This window comes from Hyphomicrobium sp. 01T421, assembly GCF_056398805.1.
Map to the genome: position 1 here is coordinate 261,814 of NZ_JBFTQC010000001.1, position 23,645 is coordinate 285,458.

25 protein-coding genes are annotated in these 23,645 nt (G+C 60.5%); 15 read left to right on the plus strand and 10 right to left on the minus strand.

Annotation, left to right across the window (positions count from 1 at the left end; translation table 11 throughout):
* Positions 1 to 40: 40 nt before the first annotated feature.
* Entirely contained in the window at positions 41 to 634 is a 594-nt protein-coding gene (locus AC1DK3_RS01265) for an invasion associated locus B family protein (RefSeq protein WP_477190493.1), read from the minus strand.
* A 384-nt stretch (positions 635 to 1,018) separates the two neighbouring features.
* Here AC1DK3_RS01265 and coxB point away from each other — a divergent pair, with 384 nt between their 5' ends.
* The 12 genes from coxB (at position 1,019) to AC1DK3_RS01325 (ending at position 15,226) form a co-directional block, all read left to right on the plus strand.
* Positions 1,019 to 1,999, plus strand: coding sequence for a cytochrome c oxidase subunit II (gene coxB, locus AC1DK3_RS01270; protein ID WP_477190494.1), 981 nt, complete (start codon positions 1,019 to 1,021; stop codon positions 1,997 to 1,999).
* Positions 2,000 to 2,092: 93 nt separating this feature from the next.
* Positions 2,093 to 3,718: a cytochrome c oxidase subunit I gene (gene ctaD / locus AC1DK3_RS01275; RefSeq protein WP_477190495.1), complete on the plus strand. Its 1,626-nt coding sequence runs from the start codon at positions 2,093 to 2,095 to the stop codon at positions 3,716 to 3,718.
* A gap of 85 nt (positions 3,719 to 3,803) precedes the next feature.
* Entirely contained in the window at positions 3,804 to 4,727 is a 924-nt protein-coding gene (locus tag AC1DK3_RS01280) for a heme o synthase (RefSeq protein WP_477190496.1), read from the plus strand.
* A 7-nt stretch (positions 4,728 to 4,734) separates the two neighbouring features.
* Positions 4,735 to 4,899, plus strand: coding sequence for a protein CoxF (locus tag AC1DK3_RS01285; protein WP_339085879.1), 165 nt, complete (start codon positions 4,735 to 4,737; stop codon positions 4,897 to 4,899).
* A gap of 3 nt (positions 4,900 to 4,902) precedes the next feature.
* Positions 4,903 to 5,523, plus strand: coding sequence for a cytochrome c oxidase assembly protein (locus tag AC1DK3_RS01290; protein ID WP_477190497.1), 621 nt, complete (start codon positions 4,903 to 4,905; stop codon positions 5,521 to 5,523).
* A gap of 125 nt (positions 5,524 to 5,648) precedes the next feature.
* Positions 5,649 to 6,587 carry a cytochrome c oxidase subunit 3 gene (locus AC1DK3_RS01295; protein ID WP_477190498.1) on the plus strand — a complete coding sequence of 313 codons (939 nt, stop codon included), beginning with the start codon at positions 5,649 to 5,651 and terminating at the stop codon, positions 6,585 to 6,587.
* A 149-nt stretch (positions 6,588 to 6,736) separates the two neighbouring features.
* Positions 6,737 to 7,111, plus strand: a complete 375-nt coding sequence (locus AC1DK3_RS01300; protein WP_477190499.1) for a DUF983 domain-containing protein — start codon at positions 6,737 to 6,739, stop codon at positions 7,109 to 7,111.
* A 2-nt stretch (positions 7,112 to 7,113) separates the two neighbouring features.
* A complete protein-coding gene (locus AC1DK3_RS01305) occupies positions 7,114 to 7,908 on the plus strand; it encodes an SURF1 family protein (protein ID WP_477190500.1) in 795 nt (264 codons plus the stop codon).
* An 87-nt stretch (positions 7,909 to 7,995) separates the two neighbouring features.
* Positions 7,996 to 9,390: a threonine synthase gene (gene thrC / locus AC1DK3_RS01310; protein ID WP_477190501.1), complete on the plus strand. Its 1,395-nt coding sequence runs from the start codon at positions 7,996 to 7,998 to the stop codon at positions 9,388 to 9,390.
* A 2-nt stretch (positions 9,391 to 9,392) separates the two neighbouring features.
* Complete coding sequence (locus tag AC1DK3_RS01315; protein ID WP_477190502.1) at positions 9,393 to 10,694, plus strand: M16 family metallopeptidase; 1,302 nt, start codon at positions 9,393 to 9,395, stop codon at positions 10,692 to 10,694.
* Positions 10,695 to 10,700: 6 nt separating this feature from the next.
* Entirely contained in the window at positions 10,701 to 11,309 is a 609-nt protein-coding gene (locus AC1DK3_RS01320) for a GNAT family N-acetyltransferase (RefSeq protein WP_477190503.1), read from the plus strand.
* Positions 11,310 to 11,323: 14 nt separating this feature from the next.
* A complete protein-coding gene (locus tag AC1DK3_RS01325; protein ID WP_477190504.1) occupies positions 11,324 to 15,226 on the plus strand; it encodes an EAL domain-containing protein in 3,903 nt (1,300 codons plus the stop codon).
* Positions 15,227 to 15,273: 47 nt separating this feature from the next.
* Here the strand turns inward: AC1DK3_RS01325 and AC1DK3_RS01330 are convergent, their stop codons facing one another.
* Entirely contained in the window at positions 15,274 to 15,891 is a 618-nt protein-coding gene (locus AC1DK3_RS01330; RefSeq protein ID WP_477190505.1) for a YqgE/AlgH family protein, read from the minus strand.
* Positions 15,892 to 16,064: 173 nt separating this feature from the next.
* On the opposite strand from AC1DK3_RS01330, the gene AC1DK3_RS01335 reads away from it, so the two are divergent.
* Together AC1DK3_RS01335 and AC1DK3_RS01340 are read left to right on the plus strand one after the other, a co-directional pair.
* Complete coding sequence (locus AC1DK3_RS01335; protein ID WP_477190506.1) at positions 16,065 to 16,892, plus strand: protein-disulfide reductase DsbD domain-containing protein; 828 nt, start codon at positions 16,065 to 16,067, stop codon at positions 16,890 to 16,892.
* Positions 16,893 to 16,971: 79 nt separating this feature from the next.
* Complete coding sequence (locus AC1DK3_RS01340) at positions 16,972 to 17,469, plus strand: redoxin family protein (protein WP_477190507.1); 498 nt, start codon at positions 16,972 to 16,974, stop codon at positions 17,467 to 17,469.
* On the opposite strand, the gene rnhA is transcribed toward AC1DK3_RS01340, so the two are convergent.
* Genes rnhA through ispH form a run of 3 tightly spaced genes read right to left on the minus strand, consistent with a single transcriptional unit; the run spans position 17,461 to position 19,940 of the window.
* Positions 17,461 to 17,946 (minus strand): ribonuclease HI, encoded by a 486-nt coding sequence (gene rnhA / locus AC1DK3_RS01345; RefSeq protein WP_477190508.1) that lies wholly within the window; start codon positions 17,944 to 17,946, stop codon positions 17,461 to 17,463. The genes AC1DK3_RS01340 and rnhA overlap by 9 nt on opposite strands.
* Positions 17,946 to 18,914 carry a homoserine kinase gene (locus AC1DK3_RS01350; protein ID WP_477190509.1) on the minus strand — a complete coding sequence of 323 codons (969 nt, stop codon included), beginning with the start codon at positions 18,912 to 18,914 and terminating at the stop codon, positions 17,946 to 17,948. Before AC1DK3_RS01350 ends, rnhA begins: the two co-directional genes overlap by 1 nt.
* Positions 18,915 to 18,935: 21 nt before the next feature.
* Positions 18,936 to 19,940: a 4-hydroxy-3-methylbut-2-enyl diphosphate reductase gene (ispH, locus tag AC1DK3_RS01355; RefSeq protein WP_477190510.1), complete on the minus strand. Its 1,005-nt coding sequence runs from the start codon at positions 19,938 to 19,940 to the stop codon at positions 18,936 to 18,938.
* A gap of 127 nt (positions 19,941 to 20,067) precedes the next feature.
* On the opposite strand from ispH, the gene AC1DK3_RS01360 reads away from it, so the two are divergent.
* Complete coding sequence (locus tag AC1DK3_RS01360) at positions 20,068 to 20,766, plus strand: hypothetical protein (protein ID WP_477190511.1); 699 nt, start codon at positions 20,068 to 20,070, stop codon at positions 20,764 to 20,766.
* Positions 20,767 to 20,902: 136 nt separating this feature from the next.
* Here the strand turns inward: AC1DK3_RS01360 and AC1DK3_RS01365 are convergent, their stop codons facing one another.
* The 5 genes from AC1DK3_RS01365 to AC1DK3_RS01385 all read right to left on the minus strand — a co-directional run bounded on the left by AC1DK3_RS01365 (position 20,903) and on the right by AC1DK3_RS01385 (position 23,501).
* On the minus strand, positions 20,903 to 21,394 hold the full coding sequence (locus tag AC1DK3_RS01365) for a F0F1 ATP synthase subunit B family protein (protein WP_477190512.1): 492 nt from the start codon (positions 21,392 to 21,394) through the stop codon (positions 20,903 to 20,905).
* 11 nt (positions 21,395 to 21,405) lie between these two features.
* Positions 21,406 to 21,984, minus strand: a complete 579-nt coding sequence (locus AC1DK3_RS01370; protein ID WP_477190513.1) for a F0F1 ATP synthase subunit B family protein — start codon at positions 21,982 to 21,984, stop codon at positions 21,406 to 21,408.
* 45 nt (positions 21,985 to 22,029) lie between these two features.
* On the minus strand, positions 22,030 to 22,254 hold the full coding sequence (locus tag AC1DK3_RS01375) for a F0F1 ATP synthase subunit C (protein ID WP_045835060.1): 225 nt from the start codon (positions 22,252 to 22,254) through the stop codon (positions 22,030 to 22,032).
* Positions 22,255 to 22,317: 63 nt separating this feature from the next.
* Positions 22,318 to 23,037, minus strand: a complete 720-nt coding sequence (locus tag AC1DK3_RS01380) for a F0F1 ATP synthase subunit A (protein ID WP_477192846.1) — start codon at positions 23,035 to 23,037, stop codon at positions 22,318 to 22,320.
* 50 nt (positions 23,038 to 23,087) lie between these two features.
* Positions 23,088 to 23,501, minus strand: coding sequence for an AtpZ/AtpI family protein (locus AC1DK3_RS01385; RefSeq protein ID WP_477190514.1), 414 nt, complete (start codon positions 23,499 to 23,501; stop codon positions 23,088 to 23,090).
* Between the last annotated feature and the right edge of the window lie 144 nt (positions 23,502 to 23,645).

A 23,645-nucleotide genomic window follows, 5' to 3' on the forward strand; every position in this document is an offset into this window, starting at 1 on the left:
AACCGAAGTTGAGGCCGATTGGTTCGCCAATCGGCCTTCGTCATTTGAGTTCGATCAAAGCGTCGCCAAAGCCCTTGAGCGAAATGGGGATGCCGATACCCGCTTCCTCGGTCTGAAAAATGATGAAGATCGCAGTCTTCCCCGTCTTCAGCTGCTCGACGAGCGAGTCCTCGACAACGACCTGGGCATAGCACGCGAAGCTGTGACACCGGAGAAACGGCGCATGTCCGACATCCTTGTCGTCGATCTTGAGGCCGAGGCCCGGCGGCAGAAGCACGCCAAGCGGCGCAAAAACCCTGAGTACCCGCGTACCGTTCGAGAATTTCTGGAAGTAGACGGTCAGGCCGATATTGTTCTTGTCCTCGGCTGTCACGCTCTGGACCAGCGCACAAATGGGGTTCTTGGAACCCGGTGGCGGATCTTTGCAGACGACCTGCCAGTCCCCATGCTGAGACTTGACCGTTCCCTCCGGCGCATCGACAGCGAACGCTTTGTCCGGTAAGGCAAGCCCGCCCACCAGTTGTACGATTGCGAGAAGGCCGGTGAGCGCGCCCAAGATCAGCATCCGGTTAGCGATCATTTTGCGCAAATGAATTGCCGGATGGCCCCAGAAGCCCGTTTTATGCGGTGACAATCGATGATCCTTGCTTTCGCGGGCGGCGCCCAATTGATAAAGCGACGAAGGAGAGCGCGCTTCGTCGTCCAGGAATCCGGCCGAATTCTGTCGCGAAAAATGTCGCCACTAACCGGGGAGGATGATCGATTCGCCAATTCGGCACAGCTGTTTCGCGAAGAAATGACGCAGAAAGCTTGACTTGAGGCGAGCGAAGAGATTGTGCTCTTTATCAACCCGCCTTAACAAATCGATGAGGCATTCGGTCCGCGACGTCGGCGGGCCATTCCCAGTGCGTAAGCTGGGCAATAAAGAACGGGAATGACACGCCGGCCCGGGGTGTCAGGTAAATCTGGGAGGCTGTCGGTCCAGGGGGATCTGAACCGACGAATTGGGAGCGAAGGAATGTCGAATAGGATGTTTGGCGCGGTTGCCATTATGGCGGCCGCGTGTTTGGCGGTTGCCCTCGGCGGGTTGGCCCCGGCATTGGCTGGTCTCGGGCAGCCCACAGATGGCGAGCTGGGTCTGCAGCTCCCTGCGACCCCGATCATGGGCCAGATCTTCGACCTCTTTCATGTCATCAATACGATCATCACCGTGATCGTTTTGTTCGTTCTCGTGTTGATGGTTTACGTGATGTATCGCTTCAACGAGAAGCGTAACCCCACGCCATCCAGAACCTCGCACAACACGATGCTTGAGGTTGCCTGGACGATCCTTCCGATCCTGATCCTCGTTGGTATTTCGATCCCCTCCTTCCACCTCCTCTTCAATCAGTACAATTTTCCCAAGCCCGATCTGACGATCAAGGCAACCGGCAACGCCTGGTTCTGGGAGCATGAGTATGTCGATGACAAGGTGACGATCACCTCGAATATGGTCAACGACGAGGACGTCCTGCGGGCGAAAATCGGCGACGAGGCTTACGACAAGGAGTTCGGCTCGCTCGAAGGCGCCGCACTTCACAACGCTCTCTATCAAGCTTCGCTTCCGCTCTGGAGCGAAGAAAAGAAGCTCCGCCGGTTGACGGTCGATCAAGAGATCGCAGTGCCGGTCAACAAGGTCGTCGACGTCCTCGTAACGTCTAACGACGTCATCCATTCCTGGACGATCCCTTCGTTTGGCGTGAAGATGCAGGCCGTTCCGGGCCGCGTTGCGGCTGTTTGGTTCAAGGCGACGAAAGTCGGCTCCTATCACGGCCAGTGCGCTGTGCTATGCGGTAAGCTCCATTCGGCCATGCCGATCGTCGTTCGCGTTGTGGACCAGCCGGTCTATGATGCATGGATGGCGGCTGTGAAGGCCAAGGACAAGAAGAAGGCGCAGCAAATCCTCGATGCGGACACTGCGAGCAAGGTTGACTTTCAGTCGGTAGCTCAAGCGCCGTAACGGCGGCTCATCGATGGCCGGGCAATAGCTCGACAGATCTGACGCTCAACAAAAAAAGATCAGACAAAACTTCCGGGACAAGGGCTCTACGAAATGGGAAGCACGGCATACGCAGAAGGCGACGGGCACGATCACGCCCCGCCATTTTTTAAGCGCTGGTTCTTTTCGACGAACCACAAGGATATCGGCACGCTATACCTGTTGTTCGCGATGTTCGCGGGCTGCATTGGCTTGTTCCTGTCGGTGATGATGCGACTGGAACTTCAGGAGCCGGGCCTGCAGTATTTCGCCAACGAAGGCATCTATAACGTCTTCGTAACGGGTCACGGCTTGATCATGGTCTTCTTCATGGTCATGCCCGCTATGATCGGTGGCTTCGGCAACTGGTTCGTGCCGTTGATGATCGGCGCGCCTGATATGGCGTTCCCGCGCATGAACAACATCTCGTTCTGGCTGTTGCCGGCGGCGTTCGCGCTTCTGCTTATCTCGTTGTTCGTGCCGGGCACCGCCGATGCGAACGGCGTCGGCGCAGGCTGGATCCTCGTTGCTCCGTTGTCGGGCAGAATTGGCCACCCCGGTCCCGCGGTCGATTTCGGTATCCTGGCGCTCCATCTTGCTGGCGCGTCCTCTATCCTCGGCGCCATCAACTTCATCACGACGATCTTCAACATGCGTGCCCCCGGCATGACGCTGCATAAGATGCCGCTGTTCGCCTGGTCGGTGCTCGTGACTGCGTTCCTGCTGCTTCTGTCGCTGCCGGTTCTTGCCGGCGCCATCACGATGCTGCTGACGGACCGCAACTTCGGTACGACCTTCTACGATCCGGCAGGTGGCGGCGATCCTATCCTCTACGCTCACCTTTTCTGGTTCTTCGGTCATCCGGAAGTTTACATTCTCATCCTGCCCGGCTTCGGCATGATCAGCCACATCGTGTCCACGTTCTCGCGGAAGCCGATCTTCGGTTACCTCGGAATGGCGTACGCGATGGTCGCTATCGGCCTCGTCGGCTTCATCGTCTGGGCCCACCACATGTATACGGCGGGTCTGAGCGTCGATACGCAGGCCTACTTCATGTTCGCCACGATGGTCATCGCGGTGCCCACCGGCATCAAGGTGTTCTCGTGGATCGCAACGATGTGGGGCGGCTCGCTGCAGTTCCGCGTGCCCATGCTCTGGGCGCTGGGATTCATCTTCCTCTTCACCGTCGGCGGCGTGACGGGCGTGATGTGCGCTAACGCGGGCATCGATCGTTCGCTGCACAATACGTATTACGTCGTCGCGCACTTCCACTACGTGCTGTCGCTTGGCGCCGTCTTCTCGATATTCGCGGGCTGGTACTACTGGTTCCCGAAGATGTCCGGCTACATGTACAATGAGACGCTTGGCAAGATTCACTTCTGGCTGACGTTCATCGGCGCCAACGTGCTGTTCTTCCCGCAGCACTTCCTTGGTCTGGCCGGCATGCAGCGCCACTACGCCGATTATCCCGAGGCGTTTGCCTACTGGAACCGCATCTCGTCTTACGGCTCGTACATCACGACGCTTGGCGTAGTCGTCTTCCTGTTCGCGATGTTCCACGCCTACTTCATCCGCAAGGAAAAGGCGGCGGCGAACCCATGGGGCGTCGGAGCGACAACTCTGGAATGGACGCTGTCGTCACCGCCACCGTTCCATTCTTATGAAACGCTGCCGCGGATCGCCGCGACGGACCATCACTGACGATAAATGGGTGAGCGACGGGGCGAAGCATTAGCCCCGTCGCCATCCGGTTTCGAAGCTCAATTTCTAAGACGGCGCCCGCGATATGAGCATTCAAAGTGAAGTCGGCCAAGCAGACCTGACGCTGGAACCCAGCGTTAGCGATTTCATCCAGCTGATGAAGCCGCGGGTGATGACGCTTGTCGTGTTTACGGCACTTGCCGCGATGTTCGCGGCGCCGGGCCCGATCAATCCAATTCTTGGCGCCATCGCGATCATCTCCATCGCCATCGGCGCGGGCGCTTCGGGCGCCCTCAACATGTGGTACGACGCCGATATCGACGCGCGCATGGCGCGGACGGCCGCCCGCCCCTTGCCGCGCGGCCGCGTCACGGGTGACGAGGCGCTGAACTTTGGCGGCGTGTTGAGCGTTTGCTCCGTTCTGACGCTCGGCGTCTTGGTCAACTGGACGGCCGGAGCGCTGTTGGCGATTACGATCGCCTTCTATCTTTTCGTTTACACTATGTGGCTGAAGCGGCGGACGCCCTACAATATCGTCATCGGCGGCGCGGCCGGCGCATTCCCTCCGATGGTCGGCTGGGCATCCGTGACGGGAAGCATCAGCATCGATAGCGTCCTGCTGTTCCTCATCATCTTCATGTGGACGCCCCCGCACTTCTGGGCACTCGCTCTCTATCGCTGCCGGGACTATGAGCGCGTCGGCGTGCCGATGCTTCCGGTCGTTGCAGGCTTGGCCGAGACGCGCAAGCAGATCGTTCTCTACTCCATCGTCCTCGTGCCGTTGGCGGTAACGCCTTTCTTTACCGGTCTCGGCGGAATGACGTATCTCGTCTGTTCGCTAGCGCTCGGGGCAGTCTTCTTGGGGCTGGCCGTTCGCGTCTACATGACGACGGAAGGTCGTGAAGCCGATACGGCGGCACGGCAGCTTTTCTGGTTTTCGATACTTTATCTCTACGTGCTGTTCGCAGTTCTTTTTGGTGAAGCAATTTTCCATCGTTTTTTTGCGTGAGGCTCCTTTGACCGACGATCCCAAAATTCCCCAACGACTTGATCCGGCCGCTGAGAAGATTCGCCGCCGGCGCTCCATCGCGATCGCGCTGACGCTCGGCTTTATGGTTATAGCCTTCTACGTCGCAACGTTTGTTCACCTCGGCGGCAACGTCGCAAAAGGAACGTTCTAAGGCATGACGAAGAACCCACTCGGACAGCAGGATGCCGAAGTTGCCGCGAAGACCGTTCGCCAGAACCGGCGGGCTGTTTACGGCTGCCTTGCAGCTCTCGCGGTCATGGGCTCGATAACCGCGGCCTCGCCGACCCTCTACACGATGTTCTGCAAGGCGACCGGATACGGTGGCACGACGCAGCGCGCCGATATCAACACGGGCAAGGTGCTCGACCGCACGATCACGGTGCGATTCGATTCCAACACTGCGCCGGGTCTTGCTTGGACCTTCGAGCCGGACGTCCGAAAGATGGAAGTGAAGATCGGCGAGACGGCGCTGGCTTTCTTCCGCGCGACGAACAATTCCGACAAGCCGGTGACAGGGCAGGCGACGTTCAACGTCACGCCCGAAGCGTTTGGCGCCTACTTCAACAAGATCGAATGCTTCTGCTTCACGGAGCAGACGCTGCAGCCGCACCAGAGTGTGGAAATGCCGGTGACCTTCTTCCTCGACCCGAAGCTGGTCGAAGACAGTTCCACGGCACTCCAGCCTGAGGTCACGCTGTCGTATTCCTTCTTCGCAGCCGAGCACCCGAAGGCGACAGCCCAGGTTGCGCCCGCGCCGCCGAAGACGGGGGGCTAAAGACGAATGCAGACTGAAGAAAACACGAAAGAGGACCGAAGGACGAGACGGGGCGCTAACACCGCAGCGTCGAGCTTTCGATCCAAGCAAGAACAGGCCAGAGCCTGAAGGGGACGGAGACGGAAATGGCTGATACGCACGCAAAACACCACGACTATCATCTCGTAAATCCGAGCCCTTGGCCGGTTGCGGCCTCCGTAGCGGCGTTCATCATGGCGGTCGGCGCCATTGCATGGATGCGCACGCACGTCGATGGCGAAGGCGTCCTTGGCGTCAAGGGGCCGTGGCTCTTTGCGGTCGGCGGGTTCGCAGTCATAGCGACCGCATGGGCGTGGTGGATCGACGTCATCCGTGAAGCCAATGAGGGATACCAAACACCCGTCGTTCAGCTGCATCTGCGTTACGGCATGATCCTGTTCATCGCCTCGGAGGTAATGTTCTTCGTCGCTTGGTTCTGGGCTTATTTCGATGTCGCGCTCTTTCCGGCGGGCGTTCACGAACTGATGAACAACCCAGGCCAGATTGTCGGCTTGGTCGCACGTGACGAACTCTTTGGTGGCCACTGGCCGCCGGCAGCCGTCGATCCGACCACCGCCACCGTCCCGGGCTTCTTCAAGCACACGTTCGACCCCTGGCATCTGCCGCTCGTCAACACGCTCATACTGTTGACTTCGGGCTGCACGGTGACCTGGGCGCACCATGCACTGCTGAAGAACGACCGTCGTGGCCTCGTCATTGGCCTCATCCTCACGGTCCTGCTCGGCATGACGTTCACGACGCTTCAGGCGATTGAATACAGCGAAGCTGCGTTCAGCTTCCCTGGCCATAGCTACGGTGCGACATTCTTCATGGCGACCGGCTTCCACGGCGCGCACGTGATCATCGGCACGATCTTCCTGGCGGTCTGCTTGGTCCGGGCCATGCGCGGAGCATTCACCCCGCAACAGCATTTCGGCTTCGAGGCTGCCGCCTGGTACTGGCACTTCGTCGACGTCGTCTGGCTGTTCCTGTTCGCCTGCATCTACGTATGGGGCGCGGGTCCGATCACGGCGGGCGCCCACTAACGCTCGCTTATCGGAAGCAAACGGAATTTTCCAAGAGGCGGCCCAAAGCCGCCTCTTGTGTTTGAGGCGCGGCACTATTCGGAGTTGCGCCGCGTGGCCCGGCGCGCCAGGGTCAGCCGCAATTTGAGCCGTCAGAAATCGAGATTGCTGTGGTCACTGCCACCCGGCCCGTTTCACCACTCGTAACCGGACTGACATGCCGGTGCCCGCGGTGTCACAAGGGCAAGCTCTTCGTAAATCTCCTGAACATGCGCGACCGCTGCGACGATTGCGGTCTCGATTACAAGTTCGTTGATACGGGCGATGGACCGGCCGTCTTTGCCATCTTCATTCTGGGGTTTCTCTGCGTCGGAGGCGCGCTCATCGCCGAATTCAAATTCGGCGTGCCGTGGTGGATGCATGTGTTGCTCTGGGGTATTCTCACTCCGGTCCTCGCGGTTTTTCTTCTGCGCTTTCTCAAGGCGTCGCTGATCGCGCTACAATTCAAGAATAAGGCCGAGGAAGGCCGTCTCGCCAAGGAGTGACTATGTTCGCGCGCTGGCGCGCCGCAGGTCTGATCGTGCCGACCATTCTGACCCTCGCCATGCTGCCGGTCCTGATAGGGCTCGGCAACTGGCAATGGCACCGGATGGCTTGGAAGGATTCGCTGATCTCGAAGATCGACGAGCGGGTAAAGGCTGACCCCGTGTCCTATCCGGAGGTGCTGTCGGAATACGTCAAATCCGGCGATGTCGAGTACGCGCACATGCGCGTCACGGGCACGTTCGACCATAACCGCGAGCGCCATCTCTATGCCCCGACGACAGCCTCGCAGGGCTGGCACGTCTACACGTTGCTGGTCCCGGAAGGCGGCTTGCCGCCCATTTTCGTCAATCGCGGCTGGGTCCCCGACAAGCTGAAGGATCCCTCGAAGCGTGCCGAAGGTCAGGTTTCGGGCCCCGTGACGGTCACAGGCCTCGTGCGCCTTGCCCAGCCCAAGACGGCGTTCGCCCCCGACAACGATTACGCCGGGAACCACTGGTATTGGCGCGACCTCGACGCCATGCAGTGGGGACCTCAAGGGCCGCCCACGCCGCTCCAATTCAATGCCGAGAAGAGCCAGGCTTACGCACCGTTCTCCCTCGATGCCGACGCGATACCCGAAAATCCGGGCGGCTTGCCGAAGGGCGGCACGACCGAGATCAACCTGCCGAACAACCATCTCCAGTACGTCGTTACATGGTATGGGCTCGCCGCAACGCTGATTGTCGTGTTCGCGATCTTCGCTCGGCAGCGACTTGAGGGTGCGAAAAACGACGATGTGCAACCAAAGGAAGAATGATTTGGGTCGGCTTGGACCAGGGCTCGGTTGTTCGCTTGCGCCCATCCAACTAGGCTCGAACGGCAGAATTAGGCAAAGAGAGCAGATTTGAAATACATCTCAACGCGGGGCGAAGTCGAAAAGCTTGGTTTCGAGGACATTCTCCTCGCTGGTCTCGCGCGAGACGGTGGCCTCTACGTTCCCGAGAGCTGGCCCACCCTCGCACCCGCCACGATCGCGTCCTTTCCAAAAAAATCGTTCGCGGCAATCGCCGTCGACGTCATTCACCCGTTCGTGGGGAACGACATAACGCGCGCTGATCTCGCCCGCATGGCCGAGGAAGCGTATGCGACGTTTAACAGCGCCGAGGTCACGCCGATCCACCCGTTGAGGTCCGGACTGACGATCCTCGAACTCTTTCATGGTCCGACGCTGGCGTTCAAGGACGTCGCGATGCAGCTGCTGGCGCGGCTGATGGATCACGTACTGACGAAGCGCAACGCGCGGGCAACGATCGTCGGCGCGACGTCCGGTGACACCGGCGGCGCCGCGATCGAAGCGTTCAGGACATCAACGCGCGTCGACGTCGTGATCCTCTTCCCTGAGGGCCGCGTCTCCGATGTGCAGCGACGCATGATGACGACGCCGAAGGAAAAGAACGTTCACGCTATCGCCGTTCGCGGCAGTTTCGACGATTGCCAGGCGCTCGTTAAAGGGATGTTCAACGACCACGCATTCCGCGACCGGGTCGAGCTGTCCGGCGTCAACTCCATCAACTGGGCGCGCATCGTCGCGCAGGTGACGTATTACTTCTACGCGGCATCGCGTATAACCGGCCATCAGGGCCCGCTGTCCTTCGCGGTGCCGACCGGGAATTTCGGCGATATCTTCGCCGGTTACGTCGCCAAGCGCATGGGCTTGCCCATCGACAAGCTCATCATCGCGTCGAACGAAAACGATATCCTCCCGCGCGCAGCGGAGACCGGCGTTTACGCGATGAAGGGCGTGGTTCCGACGACGTCGCCTTCGATGGACATTCAGGTCTCTTCGAACTTCGAGCGCTATCTCTTCGATGCCTCAGGCCGCGATGCGGCTCTCGTCCGCAGCATGATGGGCTCGCTGGCAGCCAATCAGCGCTTTGAACTCGGTGCCCTCTGGCCGGCACTCAAGGCCGACTTTGCCGCCGTCGCGGCATCCGAGACTGATGTGGAGGGCACCATTCGCACGACCGCAACGAAGACGGGTTATGTCGTCGACCCGCACACGGCTTGCGCGCTCTTCGCGGCCGAACAAGCGCCTGCTGGCGAGACCGTCGTTCTCGCGACGGCCCACCCCGCGAAATTCCCCGATGCCATCGAGGCAATCACAGGCAAGAGACCTGCACTGCCTCAAGGATTTGAACACCTTATGACCGACGACGAACGGTTCGAAGTTTTGCCGAACAGCTTGAGTGCAATCCAAGAATTCGTATTGCACCACAGCCGCGTCGCGTCGGGGGTGTAGAGATGGCGACTGAACTCACCACGCTGCCGAACGGACTTCGCATCGTCACGCACCGGATGCCGTCTCTCGAGACGGTCTCGCTGGGCGTCTGGGTCGCGGTCGGCGCGCGCCACGAGCGCGAAGACCAGCATGGCCTCGCGCATTTCCTCGAGCACATGGCGTTCAAGGGCACGAAAACCCGCTCCGCGCGCCAGATCGCCGATGAAATCGAAAGCGTCGGGGGCGACCTCAACGCATCGACCGGCCTCGATACGACCGCCTATTTCGCGCGCGTCCTGAAGGGTGACGAGCCCGTCGCGCTCGGTCTCATCGCCGACATTCTCCTCAACTCGAAATTCGCGACCGACGACCTCGACCGCGAGCGCGTCGTCATCCAGCAGGAAATTGCTGCGTCCGACGATAACCCCGACGACATGGCCTTCGACCTGATGCAGGGCGTTGCATTTCCCGGCCAATCGATCGGCAGGCCCATACTCGGCACCAAGGCGAGCGTTGGCCGATTTACCGCGGCCGATCTCAGATCCTATCTGGATGAGCACTATATCCCTGACACGATTGTGGTTTCTGCTGCCGGCGCCGTCCAGCACAAAGACATCGTCCGCCACGTTGAGGCCCTATTCGGCGGGCTCACTCAGAGGACACGGGGGCTCGACTCAGCAGCGCAATATCGGGGTGGTTTTGCGGCGTCGAGTAAACCGTTCGAGCAGAGCCATGTTTTGATTGGGTTGCCCTCGCCCTCGTATTTGGACCCGGCGTTCTACACGGCGCAGGTGTTCTCAGGGTTGTTCGGCGGTGGGATGTCGTCGCGGTTGTTTCAGGAGATTCGCGAGGATCGAGGCCTTTGCTACTCGATCGACTCGTCGATTTGGGGACTGAGGGATACCGGAATGCTGTCCGTGCACGCAGCGACTGGACCGGAGATGGTCGGCGAACTCGCCGACGTGGTCGTCCAGCAGCTTACAGAAATCGCCGAGACCGGTCCGACGGACGCCGAACTTCAGCGTTCCAAGGCGCAGCTCAAGGCAGGCTTGCTGATGGCCCTCGAAAGTTCAGCCGTCAACGCCGAGCAGATGGCGCGCCAGTTGCTTTCGCAGGGCCGCCTCATTCCCGTTGCCGAGCTGATCCGCGAGGTCGACGCCGTCGATCACGAGCGCATAAAGACGTTCGCGCAAACTTTGACTGAAGAAGCGCCGTCCGTCGCGGTCATCGGCTCGGGCCGAAAGTCCAGCGGCCAAGCCTCGCGCATCGCGGGAAGGTTTACGCCGCGCGAAACGCCGATGGCCGCCGCCGACGGAACGAGGTGAGACAGCGTGGCTTTTCTTCGCTCCATCCGCCCCGATGAAGATTTCGAGACCGTCCAAGGTCCCGCGCTGACGCTACGTCAGCCGGCGGCGTCCGATTACGCCGAATGGTCTGACCTCCGGGCAGCCAGCCGGGCCCACCTCACGCCCTGGGAGCCGACGTGGGCGCAGGATGATCTTTCACGCACCATGTATCGCCGCCGGCTGCGCGCCTACGCGAAGGACGTGCACAACGACATCTCGTATCCCTACTTCATCTTTGAAAATGCGACGGGCGCCCTGATCGGCGGCGTAACGCTCTCGAACGTCCGGCGCGGTTCCGCGCAAACGGCGTCGCTCGGCTACTGGATGGGCGAGAACTACGCAGGCCGGGGCCATATGCGCGAAGCCGTCGGAATGGTCCTGCCGATGGCCTTTAATGTTCTGAGGCTGCATCGCATCGAAGCGGCAATCATGCTGACGAATTATGCGTCCATGCGTGTTCTCGAATTTGCCGGCTTCCAGCGCGAGGGGCTCGCGCGCGCCTACCTCAAGATCAATGGCCGGTGGGAAGATCACTTGCTGTACGCGCGTCTTGCCGTCGGGCCGGTTCCAAGCGGACCGGAGCGGGGGCGCTGATGGGAGCTGGGGGGATGGACTGGGGGCGATACGGCAAATCCTGGCTGTCCGTGCTGGGCGTTCTGGCGTTGTGCCTCGTGGCACTCGCGGGACGAGCCGAAGCGCTGACTCCTATCCCCGTCCAAGGCGATCAGGATCGCCTCGAGATCACGACGCTCGGTGAAGCCTACGAAGGCCGCGGCGACAGTCTCCAGGTCGAAACCGCCCCAGGCGCCGACGGCGTTACCGGCCGCATGACGGTGAGAGCCTCCGTGCCGGGCACCAGCCCTAACTGGATGGTGTTCGCGCTCACCAACAAAACCGACAAATCACTCGAACGGCTGTTGACCGCCGACCGCTACACGATCGTCGGCTCAGGAACGGTCTGGCCCGATCTGGATGCCCGCCGCATCGAAAGCGTCACGCCCTCGGTCGGCTTCGTCCCCGAGCGCATCAAGAGCGACAAGGCCGACGTGTTCCGCATCACGCTCGAGCCGGGTCAGACAATCACTTACGTCGCCGAGCTTGCCGGCGAGCGCTACGCGCGCATGTATCTCTGGCAACCGATCGATTACGAAATCAAGAGCCGCGACCGTCAGCTATTCAACGGTGCGATGCTCGGCCTGACCGGCCTGCTCGCGATCTTCCTGACGGCGATTTTCGCAGCCAATCATAAATTGATCTTCCCCGCGGCGGCTCTCGTCGCCTGGACGGTGCTGACCTATCTCTGCGTTGATTTCGGCTTCTTCCATAAGCTGTTCAACTTGCGGCCCGAGGATAACGCCGTCTACCGCGCGGCGGGCGAAGCCGCGATGGCGTCGAGCTTCGTCATCTTTCTCACGACATTCCTGCGCCTCGCGTTGTGGCACGGGCTCGTCCGGATGATGATCGGCGTCTGGATGGTGGCGCAGCTGACGCTCATTGCCGTCGCCGTCATCGATCCTCGTCTCGCGGCAACGTTTGCGCGTCTCTCGTTCCTTGCGATTGGCGGCGTCGGCGGCCTCTTCACCATTTTCCTGGCGGCAAAAGGACAGGACCGCGCGCTCTCGCTCGTGCCCACATGGTTGCTGTTCCTCGTCTGGATTTTTGCGACAGGAATGACGCTCAGCGGCCGCATGTCGGGCGACGTCGTGGTCGCGAGCCTCGTCGCCGGCCTCGTGCTCGTCGTTATTCTGATGGGCTTCACGGTAACGCAGTTCGCGTTCCGCTCCGGCGATACGTCTTACGCAGGCGCGCCGACGGAACTGACAGGAAGATCGCTGGCGCTTGCAGCATCCGGATCGACCGTTTGGGAATGGAACATCCGCCGCGACGAGATCAAGGTCGGACCCGAAGTCGAGGTCGCTCTTTCGTTGATGCCCGGCGAGCTATCGACCAAGGTCGACGAGTTCCTGAAGCACGTCCACCCGACCGACAAGGAACGCTTCCGCGTCACGTTGATGTCGGCGCAGGAACGCTCCGGGATAAGGATCAAAAGCGATTTCCGCCTGCGCCATGCGGACAACAGCTGGCGCTGGTTCGAACTCGAGGCGGCGAGCGTGCCGAACTCCGATGGCCGGACGCTGCGCTGCGTCGGCCTTCTGCGAGACGTGTCCGACACCAAGCGGGCTTACGAGAGACTGCTGCACGACGCCGTCCATTGCAGCCTGACCGGCCTGCCCAACCGCGAGCTGTTTCTCGATCGCCTCAAGACGATCATGATCCGCGCCAAGACCGACAACACCGTGAAGCCCGCGCTGATCTACATCGACATCGACAAATTCAAGAGCGTCAACGCATCTCTCGGGCTTGTGCGCGGCGACAGTTTGCTGCTGACAGTCGCCCGTCGTCTTCAGCGCCATCTTGGACCGCAAGACACGGTGGCACGCGTCGGCGGCGATCAATTCGCTCTGCTGTTCACCGGCGAGCGCGAAGCGCGCAATCTTCCGGCGCTGGCTGAGCGCGTGCGCCGTTCGCTGCGCGCACCGATAAATATCGCGAACCAGGAAATCATCCTGACGGGGTCGATGGGCATTGCCCTTTGGGACGGCACGCAGGGCGCCGACGGCGATCTCCTGAAGGACGCCCAGATCGCGATGTACCGCGCGAAGCAAGGCGGCACCGATCGTATCGAAATGTTCGAACCCGGAATGCGCCGCGACCGCGATCTCGATACCGAGGTCGAGGCGGATCTTGCGCGGTCGATCGAAAAGGGCCAGCTCAAGGTCCTCTATCAGCCGATCGTCTATCTTCCGACCAAAGAGCTTGCGGGCTTTGAAGCCCAGTTGCGCTGGGACCATCCGAAGCTTGGTCTCGTGAACCCGCTCGCGGTCATCTCCGACACCGACGACACCGAGCTTCTCATCAAGCTCAATTCTCATCTTCTGCTGCGAGCTGCAAAGGACGTCGCCCGCTGGGTGTTGGAGCTGCCCCGTTCCGAGCGGCCGCTGTTCGTGACTGTCAATGTTTCGGGCCGCCAACTTTTCCGGCCCGAGTCGGTGCAGGAAATCCGTCACGTCCTCGGCCGCAACATCGCGCCCGTCGGTACGATGAGGCTGGAGATTTCCGAGGCTCTGCTCATGGATAATCCCGAGCAGGCAGTCGAGGTTCTGAAGCTATTGCGCGGTTCGGGCGTCGAGCTGACGCTTGACGACTTCGGCACGGGCTTTTCCTCGCTCGCTTATCTCCATCGTTTCCCGTTCGACACGATCAAGATCAACGGCGAACTCGTCCGCGGCAGCGGCACGGGCGACGGCGCGGCGATTGTCCGCTCGATGGTCGCGCTGGCCCACGAACTCACGAAGACGATAGCGGCGGAAGGCGTCGAACGCGCCGACGAAGCAGCTTTCTTGCGCTCGATCGGTTGTGAATACGCGCAGGGCTATCATTTCGGAGAGCCGATCCCCGATCGCGCCGTTTCCCAGCTCTTGAAAATGGTCCGCCGCTCCGAGCGCAAGCTGCAGCCCCGCGGCTTCTTCCGGCCGAAGCCGAAAAACCCAAGCAAGGAGATTGCGAAAAAGCCGGCACGAGCGCTTCCGTCTCCGGCAAAAACACCATCGCCCGAAGAGGCACCGGTCGCCCCGGCCCGAATTGCTGCGGCCGCCAAGCAAGCAGCCCTGCCGTCAGGGTCCGTCGTGCGCCAACGTCAGAAAGCCGCACCAGCACCAGCGCCGGCACCCGTGAACGCCAAGGCGCGCATGAACGGATCTGCCGCGCTCGCAGCCCCTATGAACGGCGCACTCAACAATCCGCTGAACGGCGCAGCGAATGCGCCCTCCGATAACCGCCAGCGGATAAACGACGCGCCTGCTGCTCCACCGATCTCGATGCCTGCGCCGTTCCCGCAAGCGGCTCAGCAGAAGCAACAGCCTCTGCCGCCGCCGTCACAATCACGGCCTCTTGCAGCAAAGGGAGCTGACGCACCGCCGCATAACATGGCGCCTCATCACGCGCCGCCAGCAGGATTGCAGAAGCCAAATCCGCAGCCCAGTTTGCAACCGAGTTTGCAACCAAGTCTGCAAAACGGAAGTCCGCTGCCTTCAATCATGCAGCCTCCGAAGGATCGGGCGCCCGAAAAAGCCCCGCCGAATATCGTCTCACCGCTGGCGAATGCCTTGGCCCGCGCCAGCGCCGCGCCGCCACCGGCCGCCGCCATGCCCACGCCCCCACTTTCGCCTCTGGCCGCTCCGTCGGTCGTGCCGGCTTCGCTGAGAAGCGATACGCCGACCATTGTGCCGCCGCCGAGTGCCCCGCCACCGCTGCCGTCTAATGGCGCCGGTTTCCCGTCTCAGCCGTCGACACAGCCGGATTTCTCGACGCTGCCGCCCTCGATCGCAGCCAGCCTAGCGAGACTAGCCGGAACGCCTCTCCCGACGGGACGAACGAGCGGCGGCCCGGCATCGCCCGACGCGACGACGAACGAGCAAAAGGCAGCCCCCAAGGTGAGCTCGGGAGCCTGAAATTCGGGCGTGAAATAAGGCAACGGGATAAACGAAGGCCGGGAGCTTTAGGCGTGTCCGGCGTCGCTGACGAGGTGAGACAGATCGATTCCCATTTTTGCCAGCGCCCGGGAATATTTGTTCTCGAGATCCTCGTCGAAAATCAGCTCGGGGTCGGCCGGGCAATGCAGCCAACCGTTGGCCTGCATCTCGATTTCGAGCTGCCCCGGCGACCAGCCGGCGTAGCCGAGAGCGAGCAGCGCCCGGGCGGGACCGCGGCCTTGCGCAATGGCCTTTAAAATGTCGATCGTCGCCGTCAAACAAACGCCCTGCTCGATCGCGAGCGTCGAATCCTCGGAAAAATAGTCGGAGCTATGCAGCACGAATCCGCGCCCCGTTTCGACCGGGCCTCCGACCTGAATGGACAGCGACAGCACCTCGCTCGTGATCTCGTCATCGGGATTGCGGGACGAAATGCCCAGCCGTTCCAGCAGATCCGGCGCCGTGATGTGGTTAGCGCGCTGATTGATGATGAGGCCCATGGCCCCTTCCGCCGAATGGGCGCACATGTAGATGACCGAGCGCTGGAACCTCCGGTCTGTCATCGCCGGCATGGCGATGAGGAGCTGCCCTTCGAGCTTTATGTCTGGCCCGCCTGTCTGGGCCGTCTGTCGGCTTGCTTTCATATGGCTGAGACTAACTCCATAGGACGCCGACGTGAAGATGCCCAAGAGTGCAATAAAGACGCCTCTCTAACGCCAAGCTTCGCCGCAGCGTATAATTCGATAGAAAACTTATTCGGCCCGGGAACGCCTCTGAAGGCGCAACCGTGGAACCAAGCATCGAAAGGCGAAACGTTGTGATCAGATTGGCTATAGCGTTTTTTGCTCTGAGCACCGTCGCGGCGTGGAGCGATCCGGGCTCCGTCGCTTCCGATTGGCATGAAGGGTTCAACAACAAGGCGCGGCTTGTGGCCGGACGCGCGACGAGGGATCAAGAGCCCGGACTTTACGCGGGCGTAGATGTGGCGATGCCGGAAGGTTGGAAGACATATTGGAAGTCGCCCGGCGACGCCGGTGGCGTACCACCCGATTTCGACTGGCAGGGATCCGACAACCTTGCCTCCGCGACCGTGCTTTATCCGGCTCCGCATCGCCTGCACGACAAGGCGGGAGATGTCGTGGGATACAAAAACGGCGGTGTGCTTTTTCCCGTATTGGTGACGCCGAAAGATGCGAGCAAGCCAGTCACGCTCCACGGCAAGGTCTCATACGGGGTCTGCAAAGACATCTGCATTCCCGCCGAAGCCGAGCTGCAACTTGTCATTCCCCCCGACGTTGGAACGTCCGACACGCTGTCGAAGGTCCTCGCGGAGGTTCCGGGCGTAAAACCGCGACCTGGGATCGATCCGGCGCTCGCCGCCTGGCGTCTCGATCAAAGCTCCGGAAAGCCGAAGCTCGTGCTGAACGTCGAGACGGCCGCTCCGCCAACCGCCGACGCTTTCGTTGAAGGTCCAGGCGGCATTTATGTGCCGTTGCCGAAACGGATAAAGGACGATGCGGGGAAGGCCGTATTCGAAGTCGATCTGACCGATGGCGTCGACATCAAGGATCTGAAAGGCAAGCCGCTGAAGGTCACGATGATCGACGGCAAGGGCCAATCCGAGACGACGATTACGCTTGAGTAGCCGTTTCCAGTCGCTACATAGAAACCGCCTGCCATGAGCTGTCTGAGCGACATGGGGCGCGCAAACTCAGAGGGACGATATGGCGATCAAGGTCGGAGATCATCTGCCGGACGGCAAGTTCACCGTGATGGGAGCTGACGGACCTCAGCCCAAGTCGATCAGCGATGTCTTCTCCGGCAAGAAAGTTGCGATCTTTGCCGTTCCAGGCGCCTACACGCCGACCTGCAGCAAGAGCCATATGCCGGGCTTCGTCGAGCGCATCGACGAACTGAAGGCGAAGGGTATCGACATCATCGCATGCACGGCGGTGAACGACATTTTTGTCCTGACGAACTGGGCGAAAGATACCGGCGCAACCGGCAAGATCGAAATGCTGGCGGACGGCTCCGGCGATTTCGCCAAGTCCGTTGGATTGGAAATCGACCTATCTAACTTCGGCCTCGGGTTGAGATCGAAGCGCTATGCGATGCTGGTCGATAACGGCGTCGTCAAAGTCCTGAACGTCGAGGACAACCCGTCTGTCGCTGAGGCGTCGAACGCGGCAACCATGTGTTCGATGATCGATCGCTCACTTTAAGTTGCCGGCAGGCAGACTAGCGCGGCCGCCGGACTTGAACGGCGCCATCGCGATGCGCGCCAGTTCATCGGCGCGCTCGTTTTCCGGATGACCAGCATGGCCCTTCAGCCAGTGCCACGTCACGTCATGCTTGTTGCGGAGCGCGTCGAGTTCTTGCCAGAGTTCGGCGTTTTTTACCGGCTTCTTGTCGGCGGTTCGCCAGCCGTTTTTCTTCCAGCCGTGAATCCATGACATGATGCCGTTGCGGACGTAGACGCTGTCCGTGAAGAGATCGACCTCGCTCTTCTTCTTGAGTGCTTCGAGAGCGGAGATCGCCGCCTTCAGCTCCATGCGATTATTCGTTGTCAGCTTCTCGCCGCCGTTGATTTCCTTGCGGTGATCGCCGGAGATCAGGATCGCGCCCCAGCCACCGGGCCCGGGATTTCCAGAACAGGCGCCGTCGCTATAAATCAGAACCTTTGGTCGTTCGTCGGTCATCAGGTTAGCCGCGCCGTGTAGTCGGCAATACTGCCGACGGATTGGTGAAATTTGAGCCGTCGAACATAGTCGGCGGGATCTTTGCGAGCGACCAGCGCATCCTTCGGCGTGTTGAGCCAGTCGTAACTGCGCGTCAGCAGAAAGCGCATCGCCGCTCCGCGGGCAAGCACCGGCATTGCCGCGCGCTCGGCATCGGTCAAGGGGCGAACGCTATCGTAACCCGCGAGAAGCGCGGCACCCTTCTGCGGCTCGAATTGCGATTTCGCGTCAAAGCACCAGGCATTGAGGCACACGGCGATGTCGTAGGCGAGGGCATCGTTGCACGCGAAGTAGAAGTCGATGATGCCTGAAAGCGTGTCGTCGATGAAGAAGACGTTGTCGGGAAAGAGATCGGCGTGGATGACCCCCTGCGGCAGATCCTTCGGCCACGAGAGCTCGAGATAACGAAGCTCGCCCGCGATCAGATCGTGAAGGCCGTCGCAGATTTCTTCCGTTCGCGATGAAAACTTGTCGAATAGCGGCCGCCAGCCGGCGAGACCCAACGCATTGGCTCGCTTCAACGAAAAGCCTTCGCCCGCGATATGCATTCGGGCAAGCGCCTTCCCAAGTTCTAGGGCATGCACAACCTTGGGCCGCTTCGGCCAAACTCCTTCAAGGAATGTAATGAGTGCAGCCTGCCGCCCCGCGAGCTCGTTGAGAACCCGGCCGTTGTTGTCGCGCACCGGCAGCGGACACGTCACGCCGGCCGCCGAAAGATGTTCCATCAATCCGAGGAAGAACGGCAAGTCGGCAGGATCGACGCGCTTTTCATAGAGCGTCAGAATGAAGGTGCCGTCTGTCGTGTGCACCAGATAGTTGGTGTTCTCGACGCCTTCGGCGATACCTTTGAATGAGAGCAGCCTGCCGAGCGCATATCCATCGATAAAACGCGCAAGCTCGTCGTCGCTGACTTCGGTATAGACGGCCATGTTCCCGCGCGCTGAATGGAGCTAGTGCTGCTGCTCGTTGGGAGCGCGCGCGACTCGGACTTCCCGCGGCACATTGAAGATCACGCGCTCCTCGAGCGTCGTGACGACGTCGATAGTGATATCATAGCGGCTGCGGAAGGCTTCGACCACTTCTTCGACGATAATCTCGGGTGCCGAAGCTCCGGCTGTGATGCCGACGGTCTGCGCACCGTCGAGCTTCTCCCACGGAATGTCCGCCGCGCGTTCAACGAGGAAGGAAAACTTGCAGCCTGCGCGTGCCGCGACCTCGACAAGGCGAAGCGAATTCGAGCTTTTCGGACCGCCGACAACAATCAGACCGTCGATCCGAGAGGCCAAGGCCTTGACCGCGTTTTGCCGGTTGGTCGTCGCGTAGCAAATGTCCTCTTTGACCGGGCCGCCAATCCCCGGAAAACGCTCCTTCAACACGGCAACGATCTCGGCGGTATCGTCGAGCGAGAGCGTCGTCTGCGTGACATAGGCGAGATTCGAAGCGTCTTTGGGTTGGAAGTCGCGCACGTCCTCGACGGATTCGACCAGCGTGATCGCGCCTTGGGGAAGCTGCCCGAGCGTGCCGACAACTTCCGGATGGCCACGATGGCCGACCAGCAGAATCTCGCGGCCATGCTCGTGGTGACGAGCCGTTTCCATGTGGACTTTCGATACGAGCGGACAGGTCGCGTCGACGACGAACATGTTCCGGCCGCGCGCGACTTCCGGGATCGCCTTGCTCACGCCATGTGCCGAAAAGATCACGGGTTGCGAGGTATCTGGAATCTCATCCAGCTCCTTCACAAAAACGGCGCCTTTAGCTCTCAGGGAATCAACAACATAACGGTTGTGCACGATTTCATGTCGAACGTAGACGGGGGCGCCGAATTTCGTCAAAGCCTGTTCTACGATTTGAATCGCGCGATCGACACCCGCGCAGAAACCGCGCGGGGCAGCGAGTAGGATCTTGAGAGGCTGCTTTTGCACGGTCGCTTCGTTTTGGTTAAGGCCCGACATGGAAGACAGACGTCCTTTATACTCGTTCGGCAGGCATGAAAATGCATTTGGGGGCCGCAGGTATCGGATGCTACGGTGCTTTTCGGACAATACAAGGGGCCGACACTTTGAACCTTGGGGGTCAACGTTGCTCAATTCGGGTTATCGGCATCCTTACAACAAGGATGTGACGGCGGCGCGCCGTTTTCTTGCGCCGGCCCGGATGTGCGCGACCGCTTCGCTTGCGGTCACGCTGGCGGCGCTGGGCGGGTGTGGAATGTCGTCTTTGACGTCAGGCCTCGGCGGCGGCATGTTCGGCTCCTCGTCTGAAAATCCACAGATTTCATCGGTGTCTGAGGCCCAATTGCTCGACGCCGCCAAATCGAGCGACCCGACGACGGGCAGCACCTTTGTGGGCGCGGTCGACGCCGGCTGTCCGCGGCTCATTATCGCGCCGCACGACAACTACATCACATTCTATCAAGCTGGCCGCGTGGGCGACGCGCTCGCCGTCGCGCAACGCGGCGAAATCACGAAGACCGCTCGCGAATGCCAGATCGAGCCCGGACGCGTGACGGTGAAGTACGGTTTTTCCGGCCGCCTCCTTCTCGGCCCGAAGGGACAACCCGGCAACGTCACGTTGCCGATCACGGTCGCCGTCAACGATTCGAAGCGCACCAAAGTCGCGAGCGACAGCGTGAAGGTCGACGTCAACGTCGGCCTCGACAAGCCGATCAGCTATTTCTCGACAGTGCGGACCGTTACCTTCCCAATCGCGGAAGGATCGCGGCCCGGAGAATATGAGCTCATCGTCGGCTTCGACAGCCACGCCCCAAGCTCAGGCTGAACCAAGCTCAGGCTGAAGCCGCTCCCGGCTGAGGCCAGAACAACGGCGACACTAGAAGCCACCTCATTCCCCGCATAACAAAAAAGGCCAAGCGTGAGCTTGGCCTTTTTGATTTCAGACGATGGGAAAGCTCGGCTTAGTTGAGCTTGCCCTTGAGGTCGTTGATCGAGCTGGACACCAGCGTTTCGCCGGTAGACCCGGACGCACGCGTCTTCAGGATCTCGTGCGCAGCCGCAATCGCCGTTTCAATTGCTGTCGAGCGGACTTCGCTCAATGCCTGAGATTCGGCACGAGCAATCTTTTCCTCGGCAATCTTCGAACGCCTCTCGAGGCTCTCGATGAGCGCCTTTCGTGAGTCGGTCGCAAGCGCCTCGGCTTCGATCTTGGCCTGCTCGATGATGGACTTCGCTTCGTTCTCGGCTTCCCGAGCCTTCCGCTGGTAGTCCGAAAGAAGAGCCTGAGCCTCCTCGCGCAGCTTCCGCGCCTCGTCGAGTTCCTTGCGGATCGCGTCCGCACGATCGTCGAGTGCCTTCGTAACAATGGCCGGCACGCCGTAATAAAGCACGAGGCCCACGAATACGACGAAGGAGAGTGCGACCCAGAAAAGCGGATCGTGTGGATCAAACATCTTCTAAATCCTCACTCGCCCGCCACTGGGCGGAGCACCTTCTTCACGTCATCAGGCGAAACGTTCTGCCCGATGAGCTTCTCGACGACGGCTCTCGCCGTGTCCGTTGCGATATCACCGATCGCCGACGTCGCCTTGGACTTCGTCGCGGCGATACGCTTATCGGCTTCACGAAGCTTCGCAGCGATCTGGTCGTCGACGCGATGACGCTCCGTTTCCGTTTCGGCGGCGAGCTTTTCGCGCGTGTCCTTGGCAATGCCCGAGGCATTGGAACGAGCGTCGGCAAGTGCCTTTTCGTAATCGGCAAGCGCTTTGTCGGTGTCAGCCTTCAGGCGTGACGCGGCGTCAAGATCGCGTTTGATACGGTCGCGACGCTCTTCGAGAACGTCGGCGACGCGCGGCAGCGCAATCTTCCACATCACGAAGAGCAACGTCACGAACGTCAGCACCAGCCAGAAGAGCTGGGGCGCAAAGTGATGCGTATTGAGCTGCGGCAAGCCGACGGACTCGGGAGGCAACGCACCCGATTCGACGACTTTCTCGGCCGCCTCAGCGGCGGCCGCTAGCAGCATGGTCGTGCCGGCAAACATTGTAGCCTCCGGTTGCTTGGGCGTATTCTAGTCTTCGGCCCAGTCTCAACCGTAGAGAATGATGAGCGCGATCAGAAGACCGAAAAGGCCCGTTGCTTCAGCAAGAGCGAAGCCGATCAGAAGGTTCGTGAACTGGCCGGGAGCTGCCGACGGGTTGCGCATCGCGCCCGAGAGGTAGTTACCGAAGATGTTGCCGATGCCGACGCCGGCGCCGATCAGAGCCGAGCAGGCGAGGCCTGCACCGATCATCTTTGCTGCTGCGAGTTCCATTTCAAAGTCTCCCTTTGCTTCGCTTTTTGCGTTGGAATTTCGAGGTCCTTTAGCGGGACCTGATCAATGGTCGTGCATGTTCACCGCATCGTTGAGATAGATGCAGGTGAGAACGGTGAAGATAAGCGCCTGAAGGAACGCCACGAGAAGCTCAAGGCCCGTAAAGGCGACCATGAAGCCCGCCGGCGCGATCTTGCCCCACCAGGGAAGCATCACTGCAAAGCCTGCGAAGACTTTCAGCATCGTGTGGCCCGCCATCATGTTGGCGAAGAGACGCACCGAGTGGCTGATCGGACGGATGAAATAGGAGATGAGCTCGATCGGCACGATGACGGGCATCAGCCAGAACGGCACGCCCGAGGGCACGAACAGCTTCAGATATCCGAAGCCATGCTTCCAGAAGCCGATGAACGTCGCGATGAGCCAAACCATTGCGGCAAGCGCGAAGGTCACGATGATGTGGCTGGTGACGGTGAAGTTACCGGGGATGAGGCCGATGACGTTCAGCACGAGAATGAAGATGAAGATCGTGAACACCCACGGAAAGAACTTCATTCCCTCTTCGCCGAGGTTCTCTTTGACCATTCCGGCGACGTATTCGTAAACGATCTCGGCGAGCGATTGAATGCGCGTGGGGACGAGCGAACGGGCGCTCATCGCGTAAATCATGAAGCCGGAAATGAGAACGAGCGCCACGATCATCATCAGCGATGAGTTCGTGAACGAGATGTCATGACCTAGAAAATTGAGATCCCAAAGCTTCCGGATCTCGAATTGTTCCATCGGACTGTGATGTCCGGCACCTTCAGCGGCCAAGGTAACCCCCTAGTGTCTCATTCCCCGTCGTCATCTTTGACGGACGGTGCCGCTCTTTGGAGCGGCTCGTTTTTTGCCTGCGCCTGTTGAGCAGCGCGGACAACATTCAGAAGACCAGCCGCAAAGCCAATGATCACCAGCAGGACCATCAGCCAGGGCGCCGTGCCGAACTGCCTATCGAGTGCCCACCCGAGCCCACCGCCGACAACGACACCGACGAGAAGCTCAGCAGCAAACTTGAAGGCTGCTCCATAGGAGGACTGCTGAGATCCGCCCGTTGCCGACCGACCGGCCTGAGACCGCTGCGCTTTTTTCGATTGAAGCGCATCGAGCTTTTGGCCAATTTCCGCCGACCGCTTGCGAATGGCTTCGCGGTCTTCCGGGCTAATTTCGCCACCTTCCGGATGCTGACCCTTGCCATCGGCTGACATGGTTCAATCCTTCCAGAACACGAGGAAAAACGGCCTCTCAGGGGAGATCGACGGCGCGGACCATAGATTTGGGGTCTAGGGGTGTCAAGGAATTGGGCAATATGAGCTTCGCCTCAGGGTATGGCTAAACCGCGCAGGCCTGCC

Coding starts and splice junctions, on each gene's coding strand:
- coxB (WP_477190494.1), top strand. CDS start 1,019: ATGTCGAATAGGATGTTTGGCGCGGTTGCCATTATGGCGGCCGCGTGT.
- ctaD (WP_477190495.1), top strand. CDS start 2,093: ATGGGAAGCACGGCATACGCAGAAGGCGACGGGCACGATCACGCCCCG.
- AC1DK3_RS01280 (WP_477190496.1), top strand. CDS start 3,804: ATGAGCATTCAAAGTGAAGTCGGCCAAGCAGACCTGACGCTGGAACCC.
- AC1DK3_RS01290 (WP_477190497.1), top strand. CDS start 4,903: ATGACGAAGAACCCACTCGGACAGCAGGATGCCGAAGTTGCCGCGAAG.
- AC1DK3_RS01295 (WP_477190498.1), top strand. CDS start 5,649: ATGGCTGATACGCACGCAAAACACCACGACTATCATCTCGTAAATCCG.
- AC1DK3_RS01305 (WP_477190500.1), top strand. CDS start 7,114: ATGTTCGCGCGCTGGCGCGCCGCAGGTCTGATCGTGCCGACCATTCTG.
- AC1DK3_RS01315 (WP_477190502.1), top strand. CDS start 9,393: ATGGCGACTGAACTCACCACGCTGCCGAACGGACTTCGCATCGTCACG.
- AC1DK3_RS01325 (WP_477190504.1), top strand. CDS start 11,324: ATGGACTGGGGGCGATACGGCAAATCCTGGCTGTCCGTGCTGGGCGTT.
- AC1DK3_RS01330 (WP_477190505.1), bottom strand. CDS start 15,891: ATGAAAGCAAGCCGACAGACGGCCCAGACAGGCGGGCCAGACATAAAG.
- AC1DK3_RS01340 (WP_477190507.1), top strand. CDS start 16,972: ATGGCGATCAAGGTCGGAGATCATCTGCCGGACGGCAAGTTCACCGTG.
- rnhA (WP_477190508.1), bottom strand. CDS start 17,946: ATGACCGACGAACGACCAAAGGTTCTGATTTATAGCGACGGCGCCTGT.
- AC1DK3_RS01350 (WP_477190509.1), bottom strand. CDS start 18,914: ATGGCCGTCTATACCGAAGTCAGCGACGACGAGCTTGCGCGTTTTATC.
- ispH (WP_477190510.1), bottom strand. CDS start 19,940: ATGTCGGGCCTTAACCAAAACGAAGCGACCGTGCAAAAGCAGCCTCTC.
- AC1DK3_RS01365 (WP_477190512.1), bottom strand. CDS start 21,394: ATGTTTGATCCACACGATCCGCTTTTCTGGGTCGCACTCTCCTTCGTC.
- AC1DK3_RS01370 (WP_477190513.1), bottom strand. CDS start 21,984: ATGTTTGCCGGCACGACCATGCTGCTAGCGGCCGCCGCTGAGGCGGCC.
- AC1DK3_RS01375 (WP_045835060.1), bottom strand. CDS start 22,254: ATGGAACTCGCAGCAGCAAAGATGATCGGTGCAGGCCTCGCCTGCTCG.
- AC1DK3_RS01380 (WP_477192846.1), bottom strand. CDS start 23,037: ATGGAACAATTCGAGATCCGGAAGCTTTGGGATCTCAATTTTCTAGGT.
- AC1DK3_RS01385 (WP_477190514.1), bottom strand. CDS start 23,501: ATGTCAGCCGATGGCAAGGGTCAGCATCCGGAAGGTGGCGAAATTAGC.